The sequence below is a fragment of the Blastococcus sp. SYSU DS0510 genome (assembly GCF_054050835.1).
This window is the reverse complement of record NZ_JBJHAC010000024.1, coordinates 48,319-73,939: the sequence shown is the minus strand read 5'-3', so window position 1 is coordinate 73,939 and position 25,621 is coordinate 48,319. Positions and strand designations below refer to the sequence as shown.

Genomic DNA, 25,621 nt, shown 5'->3' with positions numbered 1-25,621 from the left:
GACTGCACGGCGAGATCGGCCTGATCCCGTCCGCCGAGTACGAGGGCACCTACTACCGTCACAACCCCGCCCCGACACCCGCCGGAGCGTCAGTTCAGAGCCTCCACTGAACCCGGCGCGGGACACACCTTTGTCGTCGCGGCGCGGGAGAACCCGGACATCCACGCACAGGTGCTGGTGCTCCGACATGCCTGAGATGGAGGGAGGGGCGTGGTCACGCGGATTCGTGGCGCCCGCTGGTCGAGCGACGGCGAAGCCGCGGACGCGCCGCGAGATGCCCGGGGGCTGGTCAATGACCGCCCCTGACTACATGCCGCCGATCGCCTGGCAGCCATCCCTCTTGGCACCCACCGCGTACGGCTTCGTAATTGAGCCGGGCCAGCGCGACTGGCGACTGGAACGCCCGGGTGCTGCGCGCGCTGATCAGCCGGCGTGGGGGTCTCCGCGCGGTAGGCGCCGCCGCCCTGGGGAGCGCCGGCCCGGCGATGGGCCCGGCGATGGGCCCGGGCCTGCCGGACCGCCTCCAGGTGGCGGGCGACGACGACGGTGCCGATCAGGACCAGCCGGAGGCGATCAGGACGACGGCGCTTAAGTGTTGACGAAAGGCAGGTCGATGCCGAAGAGCGGGAGCACGCCGCCGGCCACCAGGGCGAGGGCCGTGAGGAGTGCCACGTTCGCCCGCCACGGGCTCCGACCGACTTTCGTTGACCCCTCCTGCGCCTTGTCCTTCGCATAGTCCAGCGGTCTGCGGGGCCCAGGCGAACCGGTGGCCAGGACCGCGAGGCCCCCGGCTACCAGCAGGAAGCCCGGCCCGGGGAGGACGAGCAGCCCGATGCCGGCGAGGGTGAGCAGGCCGCCGACGACGGCGATCGCGGCGGTCTTCGTCCCACGGTGGCGCCCAACCTCACACCGGGTCATGCCCGCTCATCTCCCAGCTGCGGGCGGACTCGGTTCCCCTTGGCCGGCGCCGTCCGGGGCGAGCGCCGGCCGCCGCTCCTCCCCCACGGTGGGCTCCTCCTTGAGCTGGCCTCGGCGGTCGTCCCAGACGTCCCGGAGCACGACCTGGATCATGCCGGCGACAGGAATCGCCAGCAGCGCACCGAGCACTCCGAGGAGCTCGACCCCGAGGAGGATCGCGATGATGACGGTGAGCGGGTTGAGCTTGACGGTGCGGGCGTAGATCAACGGCTGCAGCAGGTGGTTCTCCATCTGCTGGTAGATCACGAAGAACACCAGCAGGACGATGCCTGCGGTCGTCGAGTACAGGAAGCCGGCGAGTACGGCCACGGCCCCGCCGAGGGTCGCGCCCACCAGTGGAACCAGGTCGGCGAGGCCCACGAAGAGCGCGATGAGGCCGGCGAAGGGGATTCCGAGGATCAGCAGTACGACGTAGGTGACGGATCCGCAGATAACGCTAACCAGCAGATTGCCGGAGATGTACCCGGTCACCGACCGGGCGCAGTCGGCACCGACCCGGCGGATTCGCGCAGCCGTGGCGGGGGCGAAGATGCTCGTCGCGCCGTCGACGACCCTCGGGCCCTCCAGCACCATCAGGTAGGCCAGCACGAAGACAGTGACTGCCCCGGCGATGCCCGTCGCCACGCCGCGCAGAACACCCGCCGCGGGGGCGGTGAGGCCGTTAACGAAGGAATCGATCCGGTCCTGGTTGTTCTCCACCCACTCCAGGACGTTGGTGCGCTCCAGCAGTCGCCCGACCGGACCACGCCCGGCGCGGGCCTCGCCAACCAGGTCGGGAAGCTGACCGGCGAACCTGGTTGCCTGCTCGGCCAACGGGACGACGAAGGCGGTGACGAGCCCGGCCAGAGCTACCACCACGACCAGGAACACGATGAACGTCGCCAGGGCCGGCCTTCGGCCGCCGAGAATCCGCCGCTGCACCCAGGCAGCCGACGGGTGGAGGGCAACGGCGAAGAAGGCGGCGACCACTATCCACGTCAACACCTGTCGCGTCTCGATGACGAGGTACAGCGCCAAGGCTGCTGCGAGGACTAGGCCGATGGTGGCGAGAATGGTCCGCACCGGCACTGGCGGCCGGCTCTGACGCCCAGGGAGCGACGTCACTGCGCGACGTCCCCGGCGCACAGGTCGGCCGGGCACCAGCCCACCCCGGTCGGCTCGGATAGAGCTTGCTCGCTGCGTCCCGGCGTGCGGCCGTGCATCACGAGGTGGTGCCGGAGGTCCAGGGCGAGCACTCCCGCGCTCCCTCTGTGCCCGTCGCCGTCGGCGGATGAACGGGGGTCTCCCACGGGTGCCTCCGAGCTCGACGGCCAGGACGTGGCACAGCCTCACACCGCAAATGGCTCGGCGCTCGCGTGCGGGGCGTCGGTTCACCGGTCACAGTGAGATTGCCGGGCGTAAGCGGCCGTCAGGTGGTGGAGCCGAGACCGAGGTCGGCCGTCGGGCGCTCCATGCGACGTCGCAGGTCGGCACCGAAGCGGGTGGCGGGTGCGCCGTCAACGATGTTGTGGTCGATGGTCACGGTGAGGTCGAGAACGTCCCGCACGGCGACCGCGTCGCCGACGACCCGGGGGCGCCGGCTCACCCCACCCACGACGACCGACACGGAGGCGAGGGTCGGTGGGGCGATGGCAAGCCGCCGCCGCCTGCGTACATCCCGACGGCGGTCACCTGAACGGTGCCGGCGAGCTGGTGGGCGCGGACCGAGCGGCTCATCACCGCATACATCACGGGGAACACCCCGGGCGCCCGCCCGGTTCCGGTCGAGGCCAAGTCGGCCTTGACCCCGCGCAGCTCGGTGGTGATGTCGGCAACGCCTCGGATGTCGGCGTCCCGCACGACGTGCACCAGCCCGAACGGCCCCTGCGGGGTCGGCACCTCGACGAGGGTCTGCACGTCGACGTGGCGGTGCCGCACCAGTCGGCCGCGCCAGTCGCGGTAGGCGTGCACCTCCGGATGCGCGGACACGGCCCGGGCCACCGCGGCGACGACGTAGGCGGTCATAGAAAGCGGCGGCTCGTAGGAGGTGAGTAGGCGGCGGACCTGGGTGACGTCGACGTCCAGCAGGCCGTGCATGGGGAAGATGCGGCGCCCGGCCCGGACCGCGGCGGTGACCGCACGTCGGCTGGACGGAAAGGGCCGCACGTCGACGCCGCGGAAACGACCAGGGCCGGACATGGGACCAGCCTGCCCTGCAGGGCGGGCCGGCAGCGGCCGGCCCGTCATGCGGCGCCGCTCAGTGCCAGCCCGGAAGCCCGGCCGGGCTCATCTGAGCCGGACTCCCACCATGGAGAAGGCCACCGCGGAGGCCGCACGCGCCGCATCCATCGCCGTCCCGTCTCCGTCGACGGCCCGGCGGCGAACTTCCCCGGTGGGTGTGACACGCCGGGACCGCTGCCAGCTCGTGGTCCGCCGCCTGCCCGCCGGGTGCGCGAGGACCCGCGCGAGGGGCACGGCATCCTCGGCTCGGGCAGGAGGTCGACGTCGGGGTTGAGGCCATGGGGTGCGTGTGCGTGACGGCGCTGTCATCCGGCCGGTTGGTCCCGAGGGGCACAGGGTGGGCACGAACGCGCCGACGACCGCGGGCCACCAACGAACCAGCGCGGACCGCGGCAAGCGTCTGACATGCAGGAACGGACCCGGCCGGTCAAGACGAATCGCAGCCGACACCTGGTGCGCCCGACTCATAATCCCTGGGTCGTGGGTTCGAGCCCCACCCGCCCCACCACAGACGGCAGGTCAACAGGTTGCCAGCCCGGCCGCAGGTCGGCGGTTCGGCCGCCGACCCCACGTTGGTCGATGACCTGCGGATGACTGCGACCAGCGCCGCCCCCCTCCCCCGGCGTGGCTTCGCCGATCAGGCGGTCCGCTGTGCCGCCGTCTCACCGCTGTTCTCCGGCGCTGGCCGGTCAGAGGCGGACCACGCAGGGAGTCCCGGGACCAACACCGGTCACAGGGCGGCCAGAGACCCCTTCAGCCCGGTCAGGAAGCCCGGACTGACACCCCCCGACCCGAGGACCGCCCACCTCCTGCTGGACGGCACCGGGTGGCCTGCGCGAGTTACGTCAGACGCCGCGGGGCACCCAGCAGCCGCGAGATCTCGGCGGCGGCAGCCATGGCCTGCGGGGCCAGTCCTTCGATGGACGATCCGGGATGCTCGAGGGCGATCGACGAGATCGACAGTCCGTGCGTGGCCCGGCCCGTGCTGTCGAATATCGCCGCCGCCACGCAGACGGTGCCTTCTTCGTTCTCGCCCAGGTCGACCGCGAAGCCCCGCTCACGCACGACCCGGAGCACGCTGCGGAGCGAGGCGACATCGCGAACGGTCGCGGCCGTGCGCGACGGCAGTCCGGTGCGCTCGGCGTAGTCGTCGACCTGGTCGTCGGTCCAGGTGGCCATCACGGCTTTCCCCATGCCGGTCGAGTGCATGGGGATCGCCAGGCCGATGCGCGAGCGCATGCGGTAGGGCTTCGACGAGTCGGTGCGAATGACGTAGACCATCTCGTCGCCCGCCCGGACTCCGACGTGGACCGTGCAGTCGACCTCGGCGACGAGACGGTCGACCACGGGCTGGGCGACGCGGGTGATGTCGGTCTCGGTGAGCACGCGGCCCGCCAACGACATGAAGCGCGGGCCCGCCCGGTACCCGTGCTCGGCGTCCCCGGAGATGAACCCCTCCTCCACGAGGGTCGCGACGAGACGGTGCACCGTCGACTTGGCAAGGCCCGTGTGCTCCACGATGTCGGTGAAGCGCTCGTGCACCAGCGCCGCCTCGAGCACCTGGAGCAGCTTGTGGGAGGCGTTCGAGGGCGACTCCCGCCGATCGCTCAGCAGCTCCACCCTGGCTTCTCCGCTTGCACTCATCTCGTGTACTCGCTCGCTCGTCAGGTCAGCTCGGTGATCTGCACGTGATCCATGTCGTCGAACGACTGGTTCTCGCCGGCCATGGCCCAGACGAAGGCATATGCCTGCGAGCCGACACCCGAGTGGATCGACCAGCTCGGCGACATGATCGCCTGCTCGTTGGCAACGAGCATATGGCGCGACTCGCTCGGCTCGCCCATCAAGTGCAGCACCCGCGCCTCTTCGGGCACGTCGAAGTACAGGTAGAACTCGGTACGGCGCTCGTGCGTGTGCGCCGGCATCGTGTTCCACATGTTGCCCGGGTGCAGGCGCGTGACGCCCATGACGATCTGGCAGCTGCGGATGCCGTTCTCGTGGATGACCTGGCGCAGCGACCGGCGGTTGGAGGTCAGCTGGTCGCCGAGCTCGCGCACCGTGCCCTCCCCGGGGCGACCCAACTGGGACGGGTACTCGGTGTGCGCCGGCGCCGAGAAGCCGTAGTACTTCGCCGGGTCGTCGGCGGAGTCGGAGGCGAAGACGACGTCGCGCGTGCCGCGGCCGAGGTACAGCACCGCCTCGCGCTCCATCGGGTAGGTCTCACCGCCCGCACGGATGCTGCCGGGCCCACCCACGTTGACGATGCCGATCTCGCGGTGATCGAGGAAGTGCTCCGAGCGGATCTCCGGGATGGGAGTGAGCTCGATCTCGGCGTCGGTGGGCACGACGCCGACGGCGACCACGCGGTCGTAGTGCGTGGGGATGGCGACCTGGCGACCGGCGACCAGCAGGTCCTCGATCAGGAACCGGTCGCGCAGCTCCTGCTGCGAGAACCCGGGGATCTGCTCCGCGGCGACTGGGCCGCGCATCGACGAAGGCACTGCGTCTCCTTGAGATGTTGTCGGATGGTGCGTCACTCGACGAGGCCGGCCAGGCGCGGCAGCCACAGCGACAGGTCGGGTACGAAGACGACGAAGAAGAGCATGACGATCAGCACGACGAGGAAGGGCACCATGCGCCTGATGACCGGCTCGAGCCTCGTCTTGGCCACCTGGGTGCCGACGAACAGCACCGGCGCGGAGGGCGGCGAGATCACGGCGATCGACAGGTTGAAGACCATCATGATGCCGAAGTGCACGGGATCGACGCCGTAGGAGACGGCGATCGGCAGGAAGATCGGCACGAAGATCAGCAGCGCCGGCGTCGGGTCGAGCGGGATGCCGATGACCAGGAGCACGAGCATCATGATCAACAGCACGACGACCTTGGAGTCGGTCCATCCGAACAGCGACTCGGCGATCAGCTGCGGCAGCCGCGCGTAGGTGAGGATGTAGCCCATGATCGAGGACACCGCGATCAGGAAGATCACGATCGCGCTCGTGCGGCAGGCGTCGTACAGGATGCGGTCGAGGTCGCGCACCTTGATGGTGCGGTAGATGAACGACAGCACGAGCGCATAGACGACCGCGATGACCGCGCCCTCGGTGGGGGTGAAGAAGCCGGCGACGATACCGCCGATGACGACCACGATGAGACCCAGCGAGGGCAGGGCCTGCAGCACGGTGGCGAAGAAGACGCCCCAGCCGGGGAACGGCTGGCCCTTCAACTCCGGGTGACGGCGCGCGTAGAAGTAGACGACGCCCGCACAGGAGATGGCCCACAGGGCACCGGGGATGTAGCCGGCGAGGAACAGCGCCCCCACGGAGGTACCACCGGCGGCCAGTGAGTAGATGATGAGCGTGTTGCTGGGCGGGATCAGCATCCCCGCCGGTGCGGAGCTGACGTTCGTCGCGGCCGACATGGCGGGTTCGTATCCGCTGCGCCGGAGCATCGGCGTCATGGTCGAGCCGACCGCGGCCGCGGTGGCCACCGCCGAGCCCGACACGGTGCCGAAGATCGTGTTGGCGATCACGTTGCTCTGCATGAGGGAGGCCGGTGCGCGCCCGACGAGCGCGCGGGCGAGGTTCACCAGCCTCTCGGCTATCCCACCGGTGTTCATGATGACGCCGGCCAGCACGAAGAAGGGAATCGCCAGCAGGGCGAACGAGTTCGCGCCGCGCAGCATCTGCTGGGCGGAGGTGATGGCGCCGTTGTCGAAGCCCGCTACGAGCATGAGGCAGACGGTCGAGGGCAGACCGATCGCGATCGAGACCGGGGCCCCGATGGCGAGGAGGACGACGAGGCCCGCGATCAGGATCAGCCCGATGACGAGTGGATCGATCATGCGGTCGCCGCCTTCGGGTCCTCGTGGAAGCCCTCGCGTCCCGTGAAGTCGCGAGACAGGGCGTGGGCGATGTGCAGGGCCAGGTAGAAGGTGATCAACGCTCCCGAGATGGGCAGCGCGAGCGAGAGCTGGCCCTGCGTGAGGGGCAGCAGCGGGTTCGTCTGCGCCCATGCCGTCATCGACTGCTCGATGCCGCCGAAGAGCATCACGTAGCCGACGAAGGCCAGCACCATGAGGTAGGCGAGGATGTCGACGATCCGCTGCCAGAAGACCGGCAGCTTCTCGACGAGGAAGTCCATGACCACGTCCGCCTTCTCGCCGATCGCGATGGAGATGCCGATCAGGCTGACCCAGACGAAGGTGTAGCGCGCGGCTTCCTCACTCCACGCACTCGGTGCGCTCAGGACGAGCCGGGTGAAGACCTGCCAGACCACGAGGAGCACGAGCACGGCGAACAGGACGACGCAGACGGCTCGCAGCGTGCGATCGAGCCAGCGGCGGACGACGGTCATGGACTTCCTCCGGTTGGAGGGGACGGCCGCGGTCAGCCGCGAGCGGCTTCGATGGCGTCGTAGATCTGCTGCTGACGGTCGGTCGTCACCAGCTCGTCGTGGAGCGGGAGCACCGCTTCACGGAAGGCGTCGGCATCCGCTTCGACGAACGTCGCGCCGGCCTCTTCGGCTTCGGTCTTCGCGGTCTCGACGGCGTCGCCGAAGGCGGCGAGCTCGGTGTCGATCGACTCGGCGAGCAGCTCCTCGAAGATCTCCTTGGTCTCGTCGTCGAGCGAGTTCCACGCGTTGGGGCTCGCGATGAGGTAGTCGGGCATCATCAGGTGCTCGGTGTAGGAGTAGTACGGCGCGATCTCGTCGTGCGAGAGCGACGAGTAGATGAGCTCGTTGTTCTCGCCGCCGTCGATGACGCCCGACTGGATCGCGGTGTACACCTCGTCCTGGGCCATCGGGGTGCCGACCCCGCCCATGAGCTCCATCATGCGGACGTTCGTGTCCGAGCCGATCACCCGGATCTTGAGAGCAGCGAGGTCCTCGGGCGTCTCCACCGGCTTGTCGGTGTACACGTTGCGCACACCACCGTGGTAGGCGGCGAGCACCTCGATGTTGTCCTGTGCGAGCGAGTCGTAGAGCTCGCCGACGATCTCCTGGTCGTTGAGCACCTCGAGCTGGTGCTCGGGCGATTCGTAGACGTACGGCAGGTTGACCACCGAGAAGTCGGGCTCGAGGCTCTCGAGCAGCGAGCCGGCGACGAAGGCGAAGTCGATGGTGCCCGACTGGACCTGCTCGATGGTGGCTTCCTGTGCGCCCAGCGTGCCGTCGGGGAACAGCTCGAGCCGGTAGCGGCCGTCGGTCTGCTCCTCGAGCTTCTCGGAGAGCTCGAGGATCGCCTGAGCCTGGGGGTGCGCCTCGTTCTGGTTGAAGGCGACGCGGAACACCTGGGTGTCTCCGCCGCCGCCCTCACCGGAATCGGAGCCGCAGCCCGCCAGGGTGAGGGTGACGACCGCTCCGGTCGCGACGACGCTCGCGATGCGCTTGCGCACAAGCATGGGGACTCCTCTTTGAGTTGACACCGGGCACCTGCGCGCCGGCGCTTCGACCTCGGGCCACTCTACGCAGACGGAACACAGTTTCGCCACATGGAACTTTCTGCGGAACTGTGTTCCACTTTCTCGAGCGGCAGCGTGGCATCGCGTCTGTCGACGGCGCTCGGAGAGGTGACGTGGTGGGAACTGGCGAGTACACGGGCGGAGGGCGAGCCGCCGCATACACGGGCGCGGGCCGCATCGAGGTGATGGACAACGCCGTCGCGGGACCGCGACCGGGTCACGTGCAGATCCGCGTGGCGTACTGCGGCATCTGCGGCACGGACCTGCACATCCTGCACGGCGACATGGACCACCGGGTGAGCCCGCCGCAGGCGATCGGTCACGAGATGAGCGGCACCGTCGAGGCCGTCGGCGACGGGGTCCAGAGCGTGGTCCCCGGTGACTCCGTCACCGTCATGCCCCTGGACTGGTGTGGCGACTGCCCCGCCTGCCGCGCGGGCCACCAGCACATCTGCCACCGCCTCGCCTTCGTCGGCATCGAGACCACCGGCGCGATGCAGGAGCTGTGGACGGTGCCCGAGTCGATCGTCGTCCCCCTCCCCAGCGAGGTGTCGCTGCAGCACGCCGCTCTGGTCGAGCCGCTCGCGGTCGCCGCGCACGACGTGCGCCGTTCACGTCTGGCCGAGGGCGAGACGGCGCTCATCATCGGCGGCGGGCCGATCGGTCAGCTGATCGGCCTGGTCGCCGCACAGGCCGGCGCGCACGTCGTCCTGAGCGAGCCCAACGCCGACCGTCGCGCCTTCGCCGCCCGGCACGGCGCGACCGTCGTCGACCCGGTCAACGAGGACCTCGGCTCCCGCGTGCAGGAGCTGACGGCCGGTGCGGGAGCCGACGTCGTGTTCGAGGTCGCCGGCGTCGCCGCGACGGCACTGGAGGCCACGGCGCACGCCCGCACCCGGGGTCGTGTCGTCATGGTCGCGATCCACCCACGCCCCGTGCCGATCGATCTGCACCGGGTCTTCTGGCGCGAGCTCGAGCTGCTCGGCGCACGGGTGTACGAGCGCGAGGACTTCGAGCACGCGATCGCCCTGATCGAGCGGGGAGCGATCCCCGCCGACGAGCTGATCAGCGCGACCGTGCCGCTCGACCGCACTGCCGAAGCATTCGAGAGCCTCGGCCGCGCCGAGTCGATGAAGGTCCTCATCGATGTGCAGCACTGACCGCTTCGCACCGACCAACCCTCAGACGGGAGCACCAGCATGACCTCGATGTTCGACCTCACCGGCACCACCGCCGTCGTCACCGGAGCGCGCCGCGGCATCGGGTTCGCCATGGCCGAGGCCCTCGCGGTCGCGGGTGCCGACATCATCGCGGCCTCCGCCGGCCAGGAGGAGGACGGCGGTCAGATCGGCCGCCGCGTGCGCGAGCTCGGCCGCGAGTTCGAGGGGCACCGCGTCGACTTCCGCGACCGCGAGGCCGTCACCGCCTTCGGCGCAGACGTCGCCGGACGCACCGACATCCTCGTCAACAACGCGGGGACCATCCGCCGCGCCCCCGCCGCCGAGCACCCCGTCGAGTGGTGGGACGAGGTGCTCGACGTGAACCTCAACAGCCAGTTCGTGCTCACGCAGCAGATCGGCACATCGATGATCGAGCGCGGGCGCGGCAAGGTCATCTTCACCGCGAGCCTGCTCAGCTTCCAGGGGGGCATCAACGTCCCCGGCTACGCCGCGGCCAAGTCGGGCATCTCGGGGCTCACCAAGGCGCTCGCCAACGAGTGGGCGCCGCTCGGCGTGACGGTGAACGCGATCGCCCCCGGCTACATCTCCACGGACAACACCGAGGCGCTGCGCGACGACCCCGAGCGCTCGCAGGCGATCCTCGCGCGCATCCCCGCCGCGCGCTGGGGCCAGCCGAGCGACCTCGGTGGCGCGACGGTGTTCCTCGCCTCGGCCGCCTCGGACTACGTCACCGGGGTGACCCTCCCGGTCGACGGCGGCTGGCTCGGGCGATGAGTGGAGACGACCCGCTGTTCACCCACCGAGTCGTGCCGCTGGCCTCGGTCTCGCACCCCGACACGATCGAGGCGATCGGCGAGGGTCTCGTCGCCGGCGGGCTGCCCGTGGTCGAGGTGGCGCTGCGAGGCGAGTTCGGCATGACGGCGGTGCGGCGTCTCGCCGAGCGCGCCGACCTGCTCGTCGGCGCGGGCACCGTGCTCTCGGTCGAGCAGGCCCGGGCGGCCGTCGACGCGGGCGCGCAGTTCCTCGTGAGTCCCGGCTTGGACCTCGAGGTCGTCGCCTTCGCGAGTGACACCGGCGTGCCGATGGTGCCCGGCGTGATCACGCCCACCGAGGTGCAGAGCGCCCGCGCCGCCGGGCTCACACGGCTGAAGCTGTTCCCGGCCGGGGTGTTCGGCGGGCTGTCGCTGATCGACGCCTACGCGTCGGTGTTCCGCGACATCCGGTTCATGCCGTCGGGCGGCGTCTCGCCCGGCAACCTCACCGACTACCTCTCGCGCGCCAGCGTCTTCGCGGTGAGCGGTAGCTGGATCACTCAGGCCGCGGAGGCGGGCGGCGAGGCCGTCGCCGCACGCGCCCGCGAGGCCGTCGAGGTGGCCGGGTGAGCGCCTCCCCCGCCGACGTCGTCGTCGTCGGTGAGAGCCTCGGCCTGCTCGTCGGCGAGCAGACAGGGCGCCTCCTGCGCGGCGAGCGGATGCGGCTGACCTTCGGTGGCGCGGAGAGCAACGTCGCGATCGGGGTGTCCCGGCTGGGCGGCTCGGCCGCATGGATCGGTCGCCTGGGCGCCGACGCGGTCGGAGCGATGATCATGCGTGAACTGCGCGCCGAGGGTGTCGCCGTGCACGCGGCGACCGAGTCGGCAGTGGCAACCGCGCTCATGCTCAAGGAGCGCGCCCGCCCCGGCGCGAGCCGCATCACCTACTACCGGCGCGAACAGGCGGGCAGCCGGCTGTCACCGGCCGACATCCCGGCCGACGTCGTGACCTCGGCGAAGGTGCTGCACCTGACCGGGATCTCGGTGGCCTTGGGCGAGGGGCCTCGGGACGCCGCGATGCACGCCGCTGACCTCGCCCGCGAGAGCGGCACGCTGGTCTCGTTCGACGTGAACCACCGCGCAACGCTGGTCGATGACGTCGAGCAGACGCGATGCGGCTACCTGGCTCTCGCCGAACGCGCCGATCTGCTCTTCGCCGGCAACGACGAGGCGGAGCTCCTCACCGGGGAGAGCGACCCGGAGCGGCAGCTCGACGCGATGCTCGCGCTGGGTGCCCGACAGGCCGTGGTCAAGCTCGGCGGAGACGGCGCGATCGCGGCGACCGCGAACGGCGACCGCCTGCGCCAGGGCGCGTTCCGGGTGTCAGCCGTCGACACGGTCGGTGCAGGCGACGCGTTCGTCGCGGGCTGGCTCGCCTCGTTGGTCGAAGGCGACGACCTCGTCGATCGGCTCGACACCGCCAACCGCTGCGGAGCGCTGGCCTGCCTGACCGAGGGCGACTGGGAGGCCGCGCCGACGCGGCTCGACCTCGCCTCGCTCGACGCGAGTCACCGCGACCCCGTCTCGCGCTGAGGAACTCTCTGCGGCGTCACGTTCCCGGGGCGGGCGGTTCGGGGTCCGCCGTCCCGGGCTCGTCGCCGAGCAGTGCCGCGGCGCGCGGGTGCCACGCCGAGCCGCCGGCCGCGACGGTCCGGATGTGACCGGAGAGCTCGGCGGGATCGTCGTCCTTCAGCAGGTAGCCGGCTGCGCCGATCGCCCGGGCCTCGCGGACGCTGGCCGGGTCGAGGCCGCCGGTGAGGAAGATGATGCGGACCTCCGGGTGAGCGGTCCGCACACCGCGGGCGGCCGTCAGACCGTCCATCACGGGCATCTGCTGGTCCAAGAGCAGGACGTCGGGGCGCAGCTGCCGCACGGCGTCGGCGACCTCGGTCCCGTCCGCGCACTGCCCGACCACGGCGATGCCGCCGGCCGCCTCGAGCAGCTCGGTGAGCGCTTCCCGCAGGAAGGGGTGGTCGTCCACGACCACCACCCGGATCTCGGACACCTCTCGTCCCGCCTTCCGTGCCACCCGTGCATCACGGAACACGCGGACCGCGTGCGCGCCTTCCCGGCTGCCGTGCAGGGCCGGGCCGCGCCCGGTCGCCGTCACCGGCCTCCCTCCGCGCCCGACGGATCCGCACAGCGTCATGGCACCGGAGCGGTGGCGCATGGTTCCCCCTCTCGTCACGCCCCCGCCTCCCGTCCGCCCCGCGCCGGAGGCTCTCCGACTGATACGCGGCGGGACGCGACGCATGACGCGGCACCGGTCGGCGCGAACGGCACGGCGCAGGCGGATCCACCGCCGTCCCCTGCGGGGTCAGGGCAGGACCGACGGTGGCCCGCAGTGGAGAAGAGGCGCGGATCCCTGGTGGATGACGCGGGATCCGCCCCTCGTCGCGTCGTCCTGGACGTGCGCGTCATGCGGTGCGCGTCGCCGCGTCCTCACCGGTGCACGGGGAACCGCGAGGAATTCGAGGTGTGCCATGACCACGGGCCAGCATGTGCGCGTCAGGTCCGCGGGACTCCAGGACGGACCGCCCCAGCGCCAGGAGCGGCTCCGGCGGCTCGCGCGGATGCGACGGGCGGCCGGGCACCTGGTGACCGCCGAGATCCTCGAACGCCGCGCCGATCAGGCCACGAGCCCGGTGCTGGCGTCGCTGCTGCGCGAGCGCGCCGGTGAGCGACGCTCGCTGGGAGAGCGGCTCCTCGCGCCCCCGGCCGAAGCCCGGCCCGAGCCGCGCGCGGGAGGGGAGGCGGTGCGCGTCCGCCGGTTGTAGCGTCCGGCCCATGGCAGCCGCGGGGCCGGCTGGCTCCGAGGAGGAGCGACCGGGGTCGGTCGAGTTCATGGCGCTCGTGCCGCTCGTCCGGCGGATCGTCGCGTCCCGGGTCCGGGACGCCGCCACCGTGGACGACCTGGTGCAGGAGACGCTGGCCCGCGTGCTGGCCGCGGCCGGACGGATCGAGCCGGGGATGCTCGAGCCCTACGCGATCGTCACCGCGCGCAACGTCGTCACCTCGTTGTGGCGGGAGCAGGACCGGCAGCGGCGGAACCAGCACCGCGTCGTCGATCTCCACCCCTCCGCCGCACCGGACGAGGACGTGCTGGCGCGCGAGGACCGGGACGCCGTGAGCGCCGCGCTGCGCCGGCTCGGCGACCGGGAGCGGGTCACCCTGCTGGCCCACGAGGTGGCCGGGCAGGACACCCGCTCGCTCGCCGCCGAGCTCGGCTCGACGGCCGGCGCGGTGGCCGCCCAGCTCAACCGCACGCGGGCGCGGCTGCGCGTGGAGTACCTGCTGGCCCTGGAGATGGCCGACCCGCCGACGGACCGGTGCCGGCCGGTGCTGCTCGCCCTCTCCAGCGGCGACCGGCGCCGGCAGCGGGAGATCGACGCGGCGATGCACCTGCTCGGGTGCGACTTCTGCGCCGGGCTGAGCGGCCCCCTCATGGAGCGCGGCCGGGCCCGGGAGGACGAGGTCCGCGTCCCCGTGCGGGCCGACGCCGACGTCGTCGCCGCCCGGCAGGCGGCCCGCGAAGTGGCGGCCCGGATGGGGTTCCCCCCGACCGACCTCACGGTGATCGCCACCGCCGTCTCCGAGGTGACGCGCAACGTCGTGCGGTTCGCCGAGGCCGGCGAGGTGGTCGTCGACGTGCTCGAGGAGCCGCGGCGCGGGATCCGCGTCGTCGTGCGCGACGTCGGCCCGGGCATCCCGGACGTCGAGCAGGCCCTGCAGGACGGCTTCAGCAGCTACGCGGGCCTGGGCCTGGGCCTGCCGGGCGCCCGGCGCCTGATGGACGAGTTCACGGTCGTGTCGGAGGTGGGTCGCGGCACCACCGTGACCATGACGAAGTGGTGGGGAGAGCGATGACCGGCAGCCAGGACGAGAACGCGACCAGGGTCTCCGAGGCCGCATCGTCGGGGAGGCCCGGGGACGAGGAGGTCCTGCTCCCCGAGCTCGTCGCGCACCTGCGCGAGCACCGCACCCGGTTGCGCCAGGAGTGGACGACGCGCATCGGCGAGGCGCACCTGCTCCAGGCCATGACCAACCAGGAGGTGGCCGCGGAGACCACGTCGGTCTACGACAACTACGTGGAGGTGCTGGAGACCGGCAGCGTGGAGGCCCTGCAGCACTACGCGCGGGACCTCTCGGAGCGGATCATCCCCAGGGGCGTGGAGACGCACGAGGTGGTCGGCATCGTGCTGCTCCTGCGCGACGTGCTGGCCCGCTCGCTCTTCGAGAAGTACCAGCGCGACTTCGCCCTGCTCAACCGGGTCCTGGACGCCTACGAGCCGGCCGCCAACCGCATCGCGAACACCGTGGCGGTGAGCTTCGTCGACGAGCGGGAGCGCGTCATCCGGCAGCAGCAGGACGCGATCCTCGAGCTCTCGACGCCGGTCCTGCCCGTCCGGGAGCGGCTGCTCATCCTCCCGATCATCGGGGTGCTCGACAGCGAACGCGCCAAGCAGCTGACCGTGCAGCTGCTCAGCGGCATCCGCACGCACCGCGCCAAGGTCGTCGTCATCGACATCACCGGCGTCCCGGCGATCGACCAGACGGTGGCCAACCACCTCGTCCAGACCGTCGACGCCTCCCGCCTGATGGGGGCCAACGTGATCATCACCGGGTTGTCGCCGGACATCGCCCGGACCCTGGTGACCATCGGCGTCGACCTGAGCAAGATGGACACCGTCGGTGACCTGCAAGGAGGGCTCGAGGAGGCCGAGCGGATGCTCGGGTACACGTCGGTGCACCGCGACGGGTCGATCGGGCCATGAGCTCCGGGCCGCGGCTGTTCTCCATCCTCAAGCAGGGCCCGACGCTGATCGCCTCGATCCACACCGCGCTGGACGACTCGCAGCTCGAGCGCTTCCGCGAGGACCTCGTCGACCGCATCGGACGTGACCGCGCCCGCGGGGTGATCATCGACCTCGCGGCGCTGGACGTCCTCGACTCGTTCGCCACCCGCATGCTGCGGGACATCGCCGAGATGGCGCGGCTGCGGGGCGCGCGGACGGTCGTCGTCGGCATCCAGCCCGACGTCGCGTTCGTCATCGTGCGGCTCGGGATGGACACCGGCACGCTGGAGACGGCCCTGGACCTCGAGGAGGGGCTCGAACGCCTGGCCGGCCGCGGGACCCCCACGGTCGGCCTCACCAGGTGACGGCCCTCGAGGACCTGCGCCGCGACCACCGCGCGGCCTTCCTGCGCCACCTGGGCCACCGGCGCGAGTCCTCGCTGCACGCGGGCTACGAGCTGGGGCGGTCGGCCCTGGCCGCCGGCATCAGCCTGCTCGAGGTGATCCGCGTCCACCACGACGTCCTCATCGAGGTGCTCGGCACCACCCGGCCCGAGGAGGTGCAGGCGGTCGCCGAGGCCGCGTCGGACTTCCTCCTCGAGGTCGTCGCGAGCTTCGACATGTCGCAGCGCCGGCCGCCGGGCGGCCGGGGGCGCCCGCGGTCTCCTCACTGACCGGGGCGCGGGCCGAAGCGCTCCTCCAGCGGCGCCCGGTCGGCGGCGTCCAGCAGGTCGACCACCTCCGACAGCCCCCGCACCGGCTCCTCGGGGTCGACGACGTTCACCCCGATCGAGTACAGCGGCTGCAGGGAGCTCTGCCACACCAGGCGCACTGCCTCGTCGCGGATGGCGGGCGCATCCGCGCCGGGCTCCGCGGTGACGTCCACGATGCCGCTCGCCGGGTCGGTCGCCGTGTCCTTGTACCGGACCTCGACGGCGGCGACGTCGTCCCGGGCCAGCAGCTCGTCCTCGATCGCGGCACCGATCGCGGCGGCGTCCGGCGGTGGTGCCGGCGGCGTGCCACCGCCGCCACCGTCACCGCCACCACCGCCACCGCCACCGCCACCTCCGCCACCGGCGCCGGAGCAGCCGGCCACGGCGAGCAGCACCGCCGCGCGCACGAGCAGGCGCCCGGCTCGTCCCGAGCAGCGCACGGACCGCTCACCCCCTGCTGATCGAGTAGACGCGGGCCACGACGGTCATGTCCTCGCCGGGCCCGGCCAGGAAGGGTGCCGCGCCCGCCCGGTAGGCCGCGAGCGAGGGGTCCGCGCTGCGGTCGACCAACCGGGCGCCGTGCAGGTAGGCGTTCCGGAGCCCGTGGTCGGCGCCGAGGCTCCCGTTCCGGCGGTCGAAGGTCACCGTGGTCACGTTCGCGTCGTCGTCGTTGTCCCGCCCGTCCAGGTGGGGGACGACGTCGTGCTCGTTCTCCAGGGCCAGCACCTGCACCCCGGCCGGCACCGCCACCCGGCCGATCGGCGAGCCCGCGGTGAGGACGCACCGGACGTCGTAGGGGAAGTCGGCGGTGCCGGCGTCGTGCGCCGCCTGGGCGGCCACCATGCCGCCCTGGCTGTGCCCCACGAGCATCACCGGGTCGGCGGGCCCGGCGCCGGCCCGCCGCAGCGCCTCGGCGATCGCCCGCTGCCGGGTCGTGACGTCGCCGCCGAGCACCCGCACGTTGGTGCCCAGGTCGTGGGTCGCCGGGTTCACCGGGCCGCCGGGCAGGTCCCAGTCCTGCGTGCCCGGGATGTCGACGACGTAGGCGGTGGTGCCGTCGGCGCGGGTCAGCACCCGGACGCCGATGTGGTCGCGCGCGGGGCCGGACTCCTCCGAGCGCAGGTCGAGGGCCGCCAGCAGGTCGGCGGCCCCGCGGGGCGGCCGGACCGCCGCCGCGCGGACGTCGTCCGGGCGGTCCTGCACGACCGGCACGCCGTCGGGCCACAGCCGCCCCAGGCGGGCGGCCGCCGACCGGACGTCGCCCCCGCCGAGCCACGGCGAGAGCAGGCCGCCGGTGGTGAGGCCCAGCCGCGAGGCGGTGCCGGGAGCGGCGTTGACGACGTGGTCGACCAGGCCCGGGTGCTCGGTCAGCCAGCGCTCGGGGTCGTCGGCGAGCTCCCGGACCTCCGCCACGGTGCCGCCCGGATCGGTGAGGAGCTGCCCGGCACCCAGGACCAGGAGGGCGCTGCCGGTGACCTCGGGGAAGAAGCCGGCCGCCCAGTGCAGGTCGTCGGCCAGCTCGGCGAGGGCGGCGTCGGCGGCCGCGTAGGCCTCGACCGCCGCCCGCAGCGTGGCCGCCCGCGCGGCGAACGTGACGGCGAGCGCCGAGAGGCCACCCGGCCCGTCCAGCGCCTCCAGCAGCGCGGCCTGGAACCGGGCGACGCCGGCCGGGTCGAGCACCGCCGAGGCGAGCAGGTCGGGATCCAGCAGCAGCGCGTGGCAGGCCGCGCTCGTGGCGGCCAGCGCCTCGCCGAGGTCCAGGCTGCCGCCCGCCAGCGCAGCGAGATCGGCGAGGTCGGCCTCCACCCCGCCCGCTCCCCCGCGGACCTCGATCTCAGCGCCCACCGGGTGCCTCCAGGAGCGCGGCCACGGTGGGCGCGATCCAGCTGCCCAGGTCTGCCGGCTGGACGGGCACGAGGTCGACCAGTCGAGCCGGCGCCTCCCCCAGGCACGGCCGCAGCCCCACCCAGCCGGCGTCGGTCGCCAGCCAGGACACCTGCCCCGCCCCCGCGCCGGAGCCGACGCGGCCCAGGACGAGGCAGTCCAGCGCCCCGCCCGTCCGGCGCCCGAGCTCGCGGTCCAGCTCCGTCACCGGGAGGCGACCCGAGGGCGCGGCGACCCCACCGGCCGCCGGTGCGCCGGTCACCGCCCCGACCTCGGGCACGGCCCGCGCCAGCTCCGCACCCAGCCGCGCGGCGGGGGCCACCGACAGCTCCACCCCGCCCCCGGGCAGGGACAGCACGCCGACGACCACCCCGGCGCCCAGGGCGAACCACCCTGCCCGCTCCCCCACCGGCCCGGCCACCTCCAGGCGCACGGTGAGCAGCGGCCGGGCGAGCACCGCGAGGTCGGCGGCGACCGCCGGCACCGGTCGCACCGGCCCGTCCCCGGGCGCTGCCAGCACCCCGTCGGCGAGCAGCGCGGTGGTGGCCGCCTCCCGCTCGGCGGCCCCGAGCGCTGCGGGAGCGAGGGCCCGGGGCGCACCGGGCAGCCGGCCGGCCGCGAGGACGGCCCACCCGGCGGCGGGGAGGGCCAGCCGCCGGGCCGCGACGCTCACCACAGGCCGGCGCTGCTCAGCCGGGCCGACTCCGTGCGCCACGCGTCGGCGCCCGCCTCGGGCAGCTCCGCCACGACGTCGCCGAGCTCCTCGAGCAGGTCGCCGCCCCGGGCGGCCTGGTCGGCCAGCCACGAGCGGACCGACCGCTCGGCGCGCGCGATCGCCGCCAGCCGGGAGCGCACCTCGTCGGCGTGCCGGCGCAGCAAGCCTGCGGCGTGCTCGATCGCGTCGGCCGCGGCGTCGACGTCCGCGCAGTCCCGCGCGTGCCGCTGCCGGTACGCCTCGGCGGCGTCGGACACCCAGCGGGTGCGGGCGCCCGCGCGCCGGTGCTCCTCCCCCGCCGCGCGCACCGCCCTCGCCCGTCCGGCCAGCTCGTCGGCCAGCCCGTCGAGGGCATGGGGATCCCCGTACCCGCCCACCTCGGCCTCCTCCCGGTCCCCTCACCAGGGCGGAGCCTAGGAACGTGGGCGCCCTCCCCGCGGCCCTCGGGCCGGGCCTGTGGGCAGCCGCCGGAGCTGTTGATGGATGCTGACCCGGTGACCGACGCCCCCGTCCCCCGTGCCCTCGTGCAGGCAGTCCTCGACATCCCGCTGCACCGGTTCCTCGGCGTCGAGCTGCGCGACGACGCCGATCCGGCAGCGGGGATCCGGTTCCCGGTGGGCCCGGCCGCCCAGAACCCGGCCGGGATGCTGCACGGTGGCGTCGTCTACGCCCTCCTCGACGTCGCCTCGTTCCTGGCGCTGCTCCCCCACCTCGGCGACGGCGAGCACGCGGTCACCCACGACGTCTCCGCATCGCTGCTGCGGCCGGTCCGCGCCGACTCCGCCGTGGAGGTCACCGCCACCGTGCTGCGCCGCGGCCGGGCGGTCGCGTTCATGCGGGCGGAGGCCACCGTCGACGGCGTCCTGGTGGCCACCGGCCAGGTCACCAAGACCGTCGTCGCCCCCCGCTGAGCCGCCTCACCAGAGGGAGAGCGACCGCCGGAAGATGCCGGCGAGGTCGTCCTCGGTGACCGCGCGCGGGCAGGTGGCGAGCAGCCGCTGCTGCTTCATCGCGCCGTCGACCAGGTCGGGGATGTCGCCCTCGCCGAACCCGACCGCGCCCACGCCGTTCGGGATGTCGATGTCGCGCATCAGGTCGGCGAGCACCGTGGGCAGGAACTCCGCGGCGTCCGACGGGCGGTCGGCACCGGGCGCGAGCAGCTCGGCGGCGCGGACGTGCCGCTCCGGCGAGGCCTCGAAGGTGAAGCGGAACGCCTCGGGGGCGGTCAGCGCGACCGACATCCCGTGCGGCACCATCGCCTCGCCGGCCGGGTAGTCCTTGGGGTGGAAGTCCTTCACCTGCCCGGCGATCGGGTAGGCGTTGGCGTGCGGGATGTGCACCCCGGCGTTGCCGAACCCCATGCCGGCGAAGGTGGCGGCCATCGCCATCTCCGCGCGGGCCTGCGTGTCGTCGCCGTTGCGGACGGCCGTGCGGAACGACCCGGCCAGCAGGCTCATCGCCTTCTCCGACCACATGTCCGAGATCGGGTTCGAGCCGCAGTAGGGCACCCGCTGATCGGGCGACTTGTGCTCGTAGGTGGTGTACCAGCGCGCCGTGTAGCTCTCCAGCGCGTGGCAGAGGATGTCCATGCCCGACGCCGCTGTCACCCCGGCCGGCTGGCTGCGGGTGAGGTCGGGGTCGATGACGGCGAGGGTCGGCCGGAGCCGGGCGTGGCTGATGCCGGTCTTCACCCGGGCCGAGATCACGTCCATCACGCAGATCGTGGTGCTCTCGGCCCCGGTGCCCGTCGTCGTCGGGACGGCCACCAGGGGCTTGAGCGGGTTGGGCGGCGCCTGCCCCTTGCCGACCGGCACGTTGACGTAGTCCATGAGCTCGCCGGGGTTGGTCGTGAGCAGGTTGATCGCCTTCGCGGTGTCGATGCTCGACCCACCGCCGACGGCGACGAACGCGTCCCAGGGCCCCGACGACCGCGCCTCCTCGATGGCGGCGACCAGGCTGACGTCGGTCGGCTCGACGTGGACGCCGTCGAACACCCGGGCCTCGATGCCGAACTGCGCCATCTGGTCGGCCACCCGCTGGGGGTGCCCGGTGGCCGCCACCCCGGGATCGGTGATGACGAGGACCCGGCGCACGCCGAAGCGGCTGAGGTCGAAGCCGATCTCGTCGGAGGCGCCGTTGCCGAACTTCAGCTGCGGCGCCCCGTAGGTGAAGACGGACTCGGGGCTGCCGGGCACGGTGCTGGTCACGAGGTCTCCCTGGGACTGGGACGGCGCTCCGGGCGGTGCGCGGTTGCACCGAATGTTGCACGCCGGTTGTGGCTGGCACCACACCGGCGAACACTCCCAGGCACTGCCCCGCCCGTCCGACGGACGGGTCTCCGCCCATCCCCTGGAGGCACCTGTGACCGACAGCCCCGCGACCGCGCCGTACCTCGGTGAGCTGCTCAAGGACGCGCCGACCAACTGGGGCAAGTGGGGGCCCGACGACGAGGTCGGCGCGCTGAACTACCTCGGGCCGGAGCAGGTGCTCGCCGCGGTCAAGCTCGTGCGCTCGGGCAAGGTCTTCACGCTGCAGCGGCTCATCGGCGACCCGAAGGGCGACCCGGTCTGGCCCGGCCGCACCCCCGCCGTCCGCACCCAGGTGCTCGACGAGAGCGACTGGGACGAGGGCGGCAAGGGAGCCGACTACCCCGGCGGGCTGCACTACGCCGACGACAAGATCGACGCCTACCTGCAGGGCTCGACGCAGTACGACGCCCTCGGCCACCTCTGGTACGACGGCAAGATCTGGAACGGCTACGACGCCCGCACCACCGTCGGCGGGCTGGAGAAGGCCAGCGTCGAGCCGATCGCCCAGCGCGGCGTCGTCGGCCGGGCCGTCCTGCTGGACATGGCCCGCTTCCGCGGCAAGGCCACCCTCGACAAGGGCGAGACCTTCACCCACGAGGACCTCGTCGCCTGCGCCGAGGCCCAGGGCACGCCCATCGAGAAGCGTGACATCCTGGTCATCCGCACCAACTTCCTGCAGCTGTTCCACGAGCAGGGCGAGGCGTTCTACGAGGGCTTCAACGAGCCGGGGCTGGTCTACTCCCCCGAGCTCGTGCAGTGGTTCCAGGACATGGAGATACCGAACCTGGTCACCGACACGATCGCCAACGAGGTCACCTTCGACCCGAACAACGGGGTGGCCCTGGTGCTGCACAACGCGCTCATGCGCAACCTCGGCGTGACGCTCACGGAGATCGCCGACCTGGAGGCGCTGGCCGCCGACTGCGCCGAGGACGGGCAGTACGCCTTCCTCTACGTCGCCGCCCCGCTCAAGGTCGCCAAGGCCGCCGGCACCCCGGTCAACCCCGTCGTCATCAAGTAGCGCCCCCATGAGCGCCTACGACGAGCGGCCCTGGCTGGCGCTCTACGGCGACCAGCCGGCCGACTACGCGATCGAGTTCGAGACCGCCCTGGAGATGTTCCGGGCCGGCGTCGAGCGGGACCCCGACGGCGTGGCCCTGCGGTACTTCGACGGGGCCATCACCCGCCGCGAGCTCGACGAGCTCAGCGACGCCCTAGCCGTCGGGCTGCTGGCCCGCGGCTTCGGGCCGGGTGACCGGCTGGCTGTCTACCTGCAGAACGTGCCGCAGTTCGTCATCGCCATGGTCGCCGCCTGGAAGGCCGGCGGGATCATGGTGTCGATCAACCCGATGAGCCGGGCCCGCGAGCTCTCCTACCTGCTGGAGGACTCCGGCGCGACGGTGCTGCTGTCGCTGGAGACCCTCTACGAGCAGGTGGCTCGCGAGGTGGTCCCCTCGACCGGTGTGCGCCTGGTGCTCACCACCAGCGAGCTGGAGTTCCAGACCCGGGACGACGACCGGCTGTTCGCGGGCACCACCCGGCAGCGCCACGAGGGGACGACGGACTTCTCCGAGTTCGTCGCCGTCCACCGCGGCCAGGTGCCCCCGCCGGTCGGCCTCCGCTCCGACGACGTGGCGTTCCTGACCTACACCTCGGGCACCACGGGCGTGCCCAAGGGTGCGATGAACACCCACCGGAACGTCGTCTTCACCGCCCAGGTGTACCGGGACTGGGTGCACGCGGGCCGGGACGGTGCGATCTTCGGCGTCGCCCCGCTGTTCCACATCACCGGGCTGATCGGGCACATCGCGGTCAGCCTGCTGGTGCCGGCGCCGCTGGTGCTGGCCTACCGGTTCGAGCCCCAGGTCGTGCTCGACGCCTTTGCCGAACACCGCCCGGCCTTCACCATCGGCGCGATCACCGCCTTCACCGCGCTGCTCAACGCCCCGGGGTTCAGCAAGGACCACTTCGCCTCGTTCACCTCCCTCTACTCCGGCGGGGCGGCCATCTCCCCCACCGCCGAGCAGAACTTCCTGGCCGCCACCGGCAAGCAGGTGCACAACGCCTACGGCCTGACCGAGACCACCTCGCCGATGACGGTGACCCCGTTCGGGTCGCCGTCCCCGGTGGACCCGGTGTCGGGCGCGCTGTCGGTCGGGGTGCCCGCCCCGAACACGGTCGTGCGCATCCAGGACGACGAGGGGCGCGACCTGCCGCTCGGCGAGGTGGGCGAGATCGTCGCCGAGGGCCCCCAGGTCGTCGCCGGCTACTGGGGCAAGCCCGAGGAGACCGCGGCCGGGCTGCCCGGCGGGGCGCTCAAGAGCGGTGACGTCGGCTTCATGAACGCCGAGGGCTGGGTGTTCATCGTCGACCGCAAGAAGGACATGATCAACGCCTCCGGCTACAAGGTCTGGCCCCGCGAGGTCGAGGACGTCCTCGCCGAGCACCCGGCCGTCCGCGAGTCCGCGGTGGTGGGGGTCCCCGACGAGAAGCGCGGCGAGACCGTCAAGGCGTTCGTGAGCCTGAAGCCGGGAGCGAGCACCACGCCGGAGGAGCTGATCGCCCACTGCAAGGAGCGGATGGCCGCCTACAAGTACCCGCGCAGCGTGGAGCTGGTGGACGAACTGCCCAAGACGGTCACCGGCAAGATCCTCCGCCGTGAGCTGCGGGGACGGTAGGCGGGCGGGTGGACCCGGCCTGGGGGCAGGCCGGACCCCCAAGAGTGGGTGAACGGATCGGTTCCGACTCCGGACCAGCTCCGGGACGCCGTGCCGCCGGTTAGCGTTCGACCACTCCTCCCCGGATGTTCCCCCGGCTCGCAGACCCTGGCGGTGATGACGATGACCACCTCGCCCCCGCCGGCGCCTGGAGCCGATCCGGACGGCGACCCGCGGTCCGTCTCCCCTGCCCCCGGAGCCGGCTGCGGGCCACGGCGGCCGACGCCGTTCCCGCGCGATCCCTCCGCCGCCCGGCCGGTGGCACCGCCGGTGCGTCGGCGCGTGGTCCCGGCTCGGTCGGCACCACCGCCGTCGCCGCTGGCCCGGTACCAGGCCCAGCTGCTGGCCCGCCGCCGGCTGCGTGCGCTGGCCGCCATGACCGGCGGCGTGGGCTCCGCGGCCCTGCTCGCCCTGACCGGGTTCGGGGCGCCGGTGCCGGTGGCCGGTGCCGTGGAGGTGGCATCCGACGACCGGGTGGACCCGCAGGCCTGGGTCCTGCCCGAGGGCGCCGGCATGGGGCCGCTGGTGATCCCGACCATCGGTGCGCTCCCTCCCGGCTCCGCCGACTGGTTCCTCCCTGGCGCGCCCGCCGCGGCCGCCCCCGTCGCCGATTCCCCCGCCGTCTCCGTCAGCTCCGTCCGGAAGGCGGTGCCATCGGCCGAGCGCGCCCTCGACGCCGCCGTCGACGCCGCCCTCGACGCCGAACTCGGCCTCGACTCGGTCCCCGGCCCCTCCGCGGCGCCGGCGGCGCCCACGACCGCGCCGCCCCCGTCCGCGGCGGACCGCGGTGAGTCCCGGGACCAGGCCGTCGCGCCGCCCACCCACCCGGCACCGCCCGCCGGGTCCACGGCCCCGGCGACGACCCTGCCGCCGTCCGGACCGTCCTCCTCGGTGCAGCCCTCCCCGGCGACCACCCCACCGGCGACCACCCTGCCGCCGTCCGGACCGTCCTCCTCGGTGCAGCCCTCCCCGGCGACCACCCCACCGGCGACCACCCTGCCGCCGTCCGGACCGTCCTCCTCGGTGCAGCCGTCCCCGGCGACCACCCCACCGGCGACCACCCTGCCGCCCGCGAACCCCTCACCCACGGACCCGACGCCCGCGGCCCCCTCACCCACGGACCCGACGCCCGCGGCCCCCTCACCCACGGACCCGACGCCCGCCGTCCCGACACCTGCCGTCCCGACACCCGCCGTCCCGACACCCACGGACCCGACGCCCGCGGCCCCCTCGCCGGCCGACCCGACACCCACCGACCCACCCCCGGTGGAGCCACCCCCGGCCGCGGACCCACCGCCTGTCACGGAGCCACCGCCTGTCGAGGAGCCACCGCCACCCGTCGAGGAGCCGCCGCCCGCCGAGCCGGTCGAGCCGGCGCCGGTGGAGCCGCCGCCGGTCGTGATCGTCCCGGGATCCGCCGTGGACGTGCCCGACCCCGCGGGCGGTTCCGCCCTCACCGTCACCGTCGAACACGTCCTCCCGGGCGCGTCCTGCGCCGACAGCTCCGTCGTCGCGGGCATCGGCACGCTGGTGGCCGTCCGCATCACGGTGACCACCGGCGCCGACCTGGCCGCCCTGGGTGGGGAGCGCAGCGTGGGGCCCGGCGACTTCCGCCTGGTCGGGGACGACGGGAGCGTGGCCACCGGCGGCGCACCGGCCGGCTCCTGCGACACCGGCGCGGCGGCCTTCCCGGGCGGTCCGCTGGCGCCATCCGCCGCGGTCACCGGCACCGTGGTGCTGGACGTGCCGGCGCGGTCGGGCACCGTGGTCTTCCGCCCGGCCTGGCTGTGAGCCTGGTGAGGCAGCGGGGCGGGGTGCGCTGCGGCAGGGTGGGGG

General features: G+C 73.0%; 28 protein-coding genes. 13 read left to right on the top strand and 15 right to left on the bottom strand.

Features of this window, described 5'->3' with window-relative positions:
• Nucleotides 1–588 precede the first annotated feature (588 nt).
• From ACI79P_RS17985 to ACI79P_RS17945, 9 genes are all read right to left on the bottom strand, one after another.
• Nucleotides 589–918: a PGPGW domain-containing protein gene (locus tag ACI79P_RS17985; protein ID WP_456582427.1), complete on the bottom strand. Its 330-nt coding sequence runs from the start codon at nucleotides 916–918 to the stop codon at nucleotides 589–591.
• Between the two features lie 6 nt (nucleotides 919–924).
• Nucleotides 925–2,040 carry an AI-2E family transporter gene (locus ACI79P_RS17980; protein ID WP_456582429.1) on the bottom strand — a complete coding sequence of 372 codons (1,116 nt, stop codon included), beginning with the start codon at nucleotides 2,038–2,040 and terminating at the stop codon, nucleotides 925–927.
• Between the two features lie 346 nt (nucleotides 2,041–2,386).
• The gene (locus ACI79P_RS17975) at nucleotides 2,387–2,584 is read right to left on the bottom strand and encodes a 2-oxo acid dehydrogenase subunit E2 (RefSeq protein WP_456582426.1); all 198 of its coding nucleotides are present in this window, start codon (nucleotides 2,582–2,584) and stop codon (nucleotides 2,387–2,389) included.
• The gene (locus ACI79P_RS17970) at nucleotides 2,560–3,156 is read right to left on the bottom strand and encodes a 2-oxo acid dehydrogenase subunit E2 (RefSeq protein WP_456582425.1); all 597 of its coding nucleotides are present in this window, start codon (nucleotides 3,154–3,156) and stop codon (nucleotides 2,560–2,562) included. Before ACI79P_RS17970 ends, ACI79P_RS17975 begins: the two co-directional genes overlap by 25 nt.
• Nucleotides 3,157–4,038: 882 nt before the next feature.
• The gene (locus ACI79P_RS17965) at nucleotides 4,039–4,818 is read right to left on the bottom strand and encodes an IclR family transcriptional regulator (RefSeq protein WP_456582424.1); all 780 of its coding nucleotides are present in this window, start codon (nucleotides 4,816–4,818) and stop codon (nucleotides 4,039–4,041) included.
• A gap of 44 nt (nucleotides 4,819–4,862) precedes the next feature.
• Nucleotides 4,863–5,687: a 5-dehydro-4-deoxy-D-glucuronate isomerase gene (kduI, locus tag ACI79P_RS17960; protein ID WP_456582423.1), complete on the bottom strand. Its 825-nt coding sequence runs from the start codon at nucleotides 5,685–5,687 to the stop codon at nucleotides 4,863–4,865.
• 44 nt (nucleotides 5,688–5,731) lie between these two features.
• Nucleotides 5,732–7,042: a TRAP transporter large permease gene (locus tag ACI79P_RS17955; RefSeq protein ID WP_456582422.1), complete on the bottom strand. Its 1,311-nt coding sequence runs from the start codon at nucleotides 7,040–7,042 to the stop codon at nucleotides 5,732–5,734.
• Nucleotides 7,039–7,554: a TRAP transporter small permease gene (locus ACI79P_RS17950; RefSeq protein ID WP_456582421.1), complete on the bottom strand. Its 516-nt coding sequence runs from the start codon at nucleotides 7,552–7,554 to the stop codon at nucleotides 7,039–7,041. The genes ACI79P_RS17955 and ACI79P_RS17950 overlap by 4 nt, the downstream gene beginning before the upstream one ends.
• Before the next feature lie 32 nt (nucleotides 7,555–7,586).
• On the bottom strand, nucleotides 7,587–8,600 hold the full coding sequence (locus ACI79P_RS17945) for a TRAP transporter substrate-binding protein (RefSeq protein WP_456582420.1): 1,014 nt from the start codon (nucleotides 8,598–8,600) through the stop codon (nucleotides 7,587–7,589).
• A 176-nt stretch (nucleotides 8,601–8,776) separates the two neighbouring features.
• Here ACI79P_RS17945 and ACI79P_RS17940 point away from each other — a divergent pair, with 176 nt between their 5' ends.
• Genes ACI79P_RS17940 through ACI79P_RS17925 form a run of 4 tightly spaced genes read left to right on the top strand, consistent with a single transcriptional unit; the run spans nucleotide 8,777 to nucleotide 12,185 of the window.
• Nucleotides 8,777–9,820 (top strand): zinc-dependent alcohol dehydrogenase, encoded by a 1,044-nt coding sequence (locus ACI79P_RS17940; protein ID WP_456582419.1) that lies wholly within the window; start codon nucleotides 8,777–8,779, stop codon nucleotides 9,818–9,820.
• Between the two features lie 39 nt (nucleotides 9,821–9,859).
• Complete coding sequence (locus ACI79P_RS17935) at nucleotides 9,860–10,615, top strand: SDR family oxidoreductase (RefSeq protein WP_456582418.1); 756 nt, start codon at nucleotides 9,860–9,862, stop codon at nucleotides 10,613–10,615.
• Entirely contained in the window at nucleotides 10,612–11,223 is a 612-nt protein-coding gene (locus ACI79P_RS17930) for a bifunctional 4-hydroxy-2-oxoglutarate aldolase/2-dehydro-3-deoxy-phosphogluconate aldolase (protein ID WP_456582417.1), read from the top strand. Before ACI79P_RS17935 ends, ACI79P_RS17930 begins: the two co-directional genes overlap by 4 nt.
• Nucleotides 11,220–12,185, top strand: a complete 966-nt coding sequence (locus ACI79P_RS17925) for a sugar kinase (protein WP_456582416.1) — start codon at nucleotides 11,220–11,222, stop codon at nucleotides 12,183–12,185. The genes ACI79P_RS17930 and ACI79P_RS17925 overlap by 4 nt, the downstream gene beginning before the upstream one ends.
• 16 nt (nucleotides 12,186–12,201) lie before the next feature.
• On the opposite strand, the gene ACI79P_RS17920 is transcribed toward ACI79P_RS17925, so the two are convergent.
• Nucleotides 12,202–12,657: a response regulator gene (locus ACI79P_RS17920; RefSeq protein ID WP_456582415.1), complete on the bottom strand. Its 456-nt coding sequence runs from the start codon at nucleotides 12,655–12,657 to the stop codon at nucleotides 12,202–12,204.
• A 568-nt stretch (nucleotides 12,658–13,225) separates the two neighbouring features.
• Between ACI79P_RS17920 and ACI79P_RS17915 the strand changes: the two genes are divergently transcribed.
• Genes ACI79P_RS17915 through ACI79P_RS17895 form a run of 5 tightly spaced genes read left to right on the top strand, consistent with a single transcriptional unit; the run spans nucleotide 13,226 to nucleotide 16,121 of the window.
• A complete protein-coding gene (locus ACI79P_RS17915; RefSeq protein WP_456582414.1) occupies nucleotides 13,226–13,429 on the top strand; it encodes a hypothetical protein in 204 nt (67 codons plus the stop codon).
• A 10-nt stretch (nucleotides 13,430–13,439) separates the two neighbouring features.
• Nucleotides 13,440–14,519, top strand: coding sequence for a sigma-70 family RNA polymerase sigma factor (locus ACI79P_RS17910; RefSeq protein WP_456582413.1), 1,080 nt, complete (start codon nucleotides 13,440–13,442; stop codon nucleotides 14,517–14,519).
• Nucleotides 14,516–15,427: an STAS domain-containing protein gene (locus ACI79P_RS17905; protein ID WP_456582412.1), complete on the top strand. Its 912-nt coding sequence runs from the start codon at nucleotides 14,516–14,518 to the stop codon at nucleotides 15,425–15,427. Before ACI79P_RS17910 ends, ACI79P_RS17905 begins: the two co-directional genes overlap by 4 nt.
• Entirely contained in the window at nucleotides 15,424–15,813 is a 390-nt protein-coding gene (locus tag ACI79P_RS17900; protein ID WP_456582411.1) for an STAS domain-containing protein, read from the top strand. Before ACI79P_RS17905 ends, ACI79P_RS17900 begins: the two co-directional genes overlap by 4 nt.
• On the top strand, nucleotides 15,810–16,121 hold the full coding sequence (locus ACI79P_RS17895; protein WP_456582410.1) for a phosphatase RsbU N-terminal domain-containing protein: 312 nt from the start codon (nucleotides 15,810–15,812) through the stop codon (nucleotides 16,119–16,121). The genes ACI79P_RS17900 and ACI79P_RS17895 overlap by 4 nt, the downstream gene beginning before the upstream one ends.
• Here the strand turns inward: ACI79P_RS17895 and ACI79P_RS17890 are convergent.
• From ACI79P_RS17890 to ACI79P_RS17875, 4 genes are read right to left on the bottom strand one after another with little or no spacing between them, the layout of a single operon-like run.
• Complete coding sequence (locus tag ACI79P_RS17890; protein ID WP_456582409.1) at nucleotides 16,115–16,600, bottom strand: hypothetical protein; 486 nt, start codon at nucleotides 16,598–16,600, stop codon at nucleotides 16,115–16,117. The genes ACI79P_RS17895 and ACI79P_RS17890 overlap by 7 nt on opposite strands.
• A 7-nt stretch (nucleotides 16,601–16,607) precedes the next feature.
• The gene (locus ACI79P_RS17885; protein WP_456582408.1) at nucleotides 16,608–18,005 is read right to left on the bottom strand and encodes a hypothetical protein; all 1,398 of its coding nucleotides are present in this window, start codon (nucleotides 18,003–18,005) and stop codon (nucleotides 16,608–16,610) included.
• Nucleotides 17,995–18,717: a hypothetical protein gene (locus ACI79P_RS17880; protein WP_456582407.1), complete on the bottom strand. Its 723-nt coding sequence runs from the start codon at nucleotides 18,715–18,717 to the stop codon at nucleotides 17,995–17,997. Before ACI79P_RS17880 ends, ACI79P_RS17885 begins: the two co-directional genes overlap by 11 nt.
• Nucleotides 18,714–19,136, bottom strand: a complete 423-nt coding sequence (locus tag ACI79P_RS17875) for a hypothetical protein (protein WP_456582406.1) — start codon at nucleotides 19,134–19,136, stop codon at nucleotides 18,714–18,716. The genes ACI79P_RS17880 and ACI79P_RS17875 overlap by 4 nt, the downstream gene beginning before the upstream one ends.
• A 117-nt stretch (nucleotides 19,137–19,253) precedes the next feature.
• On the opposite strand from ACI79P_RS17875, the gene ACI79P_RS17870 reads away from it, so the two are divergent.
• A complete protein-coding gene (locus ACI79P_RS17870) occupies nucleotides 19,254–19,670 on the top strand; it encodes a PaaI family thioesterase (protein ID WP_456582405.1) in 417 nt (138 codons plus the stop codon).
• 6 nt (nucleotides 19,671–19,676) lie between these two features.
• Here ACI79P_RS17870 and ACI79P_RS17865 read toward each other — a convergent pair whose 3' ends face one another.
• The gene (locus ACI79P_RS17865; protein WP_456582404.1) at nucleotides 19,677–20,966 is read right to left on the bottom strand and encodes a hydroxyacid-oxoacid transhydrogenase; all 1,290 of its coding nucleotides are present in this window, start codon (nucleotides 20,964–20,966) and stop codon (nucleotides 19,677–19,679) included.
• 154 nt (nucleotides 20,967–21,120) lie between these two features.
• Here ACI79P_RS17865 and ACI79P_RS17860 point away from each other — a divergent pair, with 154 nt between their 5' ends.
• The 3 genes from ACI79P_RS17860 (at nucleotide 21,121) to ACI79P_RS17850 (ending at nucleotide 25,576) form a co-directional block, all read left to right on the top strand.
• Nucleotides 21,121–22,089 (top strand): cyclase family protein, encoded by a 969-nt coding sequence (locus tag ACI79P_RS17860; RefSeq protein ID WP_456582403.1) that lies wholly within the window; start codon nucleotides 21,121–21,123, stop codon nucleotides 22,087–22,089.
• A 7-nt stretch (nucleotides 22,090–22,096) separates the two neighbouring features.
• Nucleotides 22,097–23,746, top strand: coding sequence for an AMP-binding protein (locus tag ACI79P_RS17855; RefSeq protein ID WP_456582402.1), 1,650 nt, complete (start codon nucleotides 22,097–22,099; stop codon nucleotides 23,744–23,746).
• Between the two features lie 321 nt (nucleotides 23,747–24,067).
• Nucleotides 24,068–25,576, top strand: a complete 1,509-nt coding sequence (locus tag ACI79P_RS17850; protein WP_456582401.1) for a hypothetical protein — start codon at nucleotides 24,068–24,070, stop codon at nucleotides 25,574–25,576.
• Nucleotides 25,577–25,621 lie beyond the last annotated feature (45 nt).

What these genes read in the sequence shown, in the direction of transcription:
- ACI79P_RS17985 (WP_456582427.1), bottom strand. Translation starts at nt 918, where the DNA reads ATGACCCGGTGTGAGGTTGGGCGCCACCGTGGGACGAAGACCGCCGCG.
- ACI79P_RS17930 (WP_456582417.1), top strand. Translation starts at nt 10,612, where the DNA reads ATGAGTGGAGACGACCCGCTGTTCACCCACCGAGTCGTGCCGCTGGCC.
- ACI79P_RS17945 (WP_456582420.1), bottom strand. Translation starts at nt 8,600, where the DNA reads ATGCTTGTGCGCAAGCGCATCGCGAGCGTCGTCGCGACCGGAGCGGTC.
- ACI79P_RS17900 (WP_456582411.1), top strand. Translation starts at nt 15,424, where the DNA reads ATGAGCTCCGGGCCGCGGCTGTTCTCCATCCTCAAGCAGGGCCCGACG.
- ACI79P_RS17950 (WP_456582421.1), bottom strand. Translation starts at nt 7,554, where the DNA reads ATGACCGTCGTCCGCCGCTGGCTCGATCGCACGCTGCGAGCCGTCTGC.
- ACI79P_RS17910 (WP_456582413.1), top strand. Translation starts at nt 13,440, where the DNA reads ATGGCAGCCGCGGGGCCGGCTGGCTCCGAGGAGGAGCGACCGGGGTCG.
- ACI79P_RS17905 (WP_456582412.1), top strand. Translation starts at nt 14,516, where the DNA reads ATGACCGGCAGCCAGGACGAGAACGCGACCAGGGTCTCCGAGGCCGCA.
- ACI79P_RS17955 (WP_456582422.1), bottom strand. Translation starts at nt 7,042, where the DNA reads ATGATCGATCCACTCGTCATCGGGCTGATCCTGATCGCGGGCCTCGTC.
- ACI79P_RS17915 (WP_456582414.1), top strand. Translation starts at nt 13,226, where the DNA reads ATGCGACGGGCGGCCGGGCACCTGGTGACCGCCGAGATCCTCGAACGC.
- ACI79P_RS17855 (WP_456582402.1), top strand. Translation starts at nt 22,097, where the DNA reads ATGAGCGCCTACGACGAGCGGCCCTGGCTGGCGCTCTACGGCGACCAG.
- ACI79P_RS17970 (WP_456582425.1), bottom strand. Translation starts at nt 3,156, where the DNA reads ATGTCCGGCCCTGGTCGTTTCCGCGGCGTCGACGTGCGGCCCTTTCCG.
- ACI79P_RS17935 (WP_456582418.1), top strand. Translation starts at nt 9,860, where the DNA reads ATGACCTCGATGTTCGACCTCACCGGCACCACCGCCGTCGTCACCGGA.
- kduI (WP_456582423.1), bottom strand. Translation starts at nt 5,687, where the DNA reads ATGCGCGGCCCAGTCGCCGCGGAGCAGATCCCCGGGTTCTCGCAGCAG.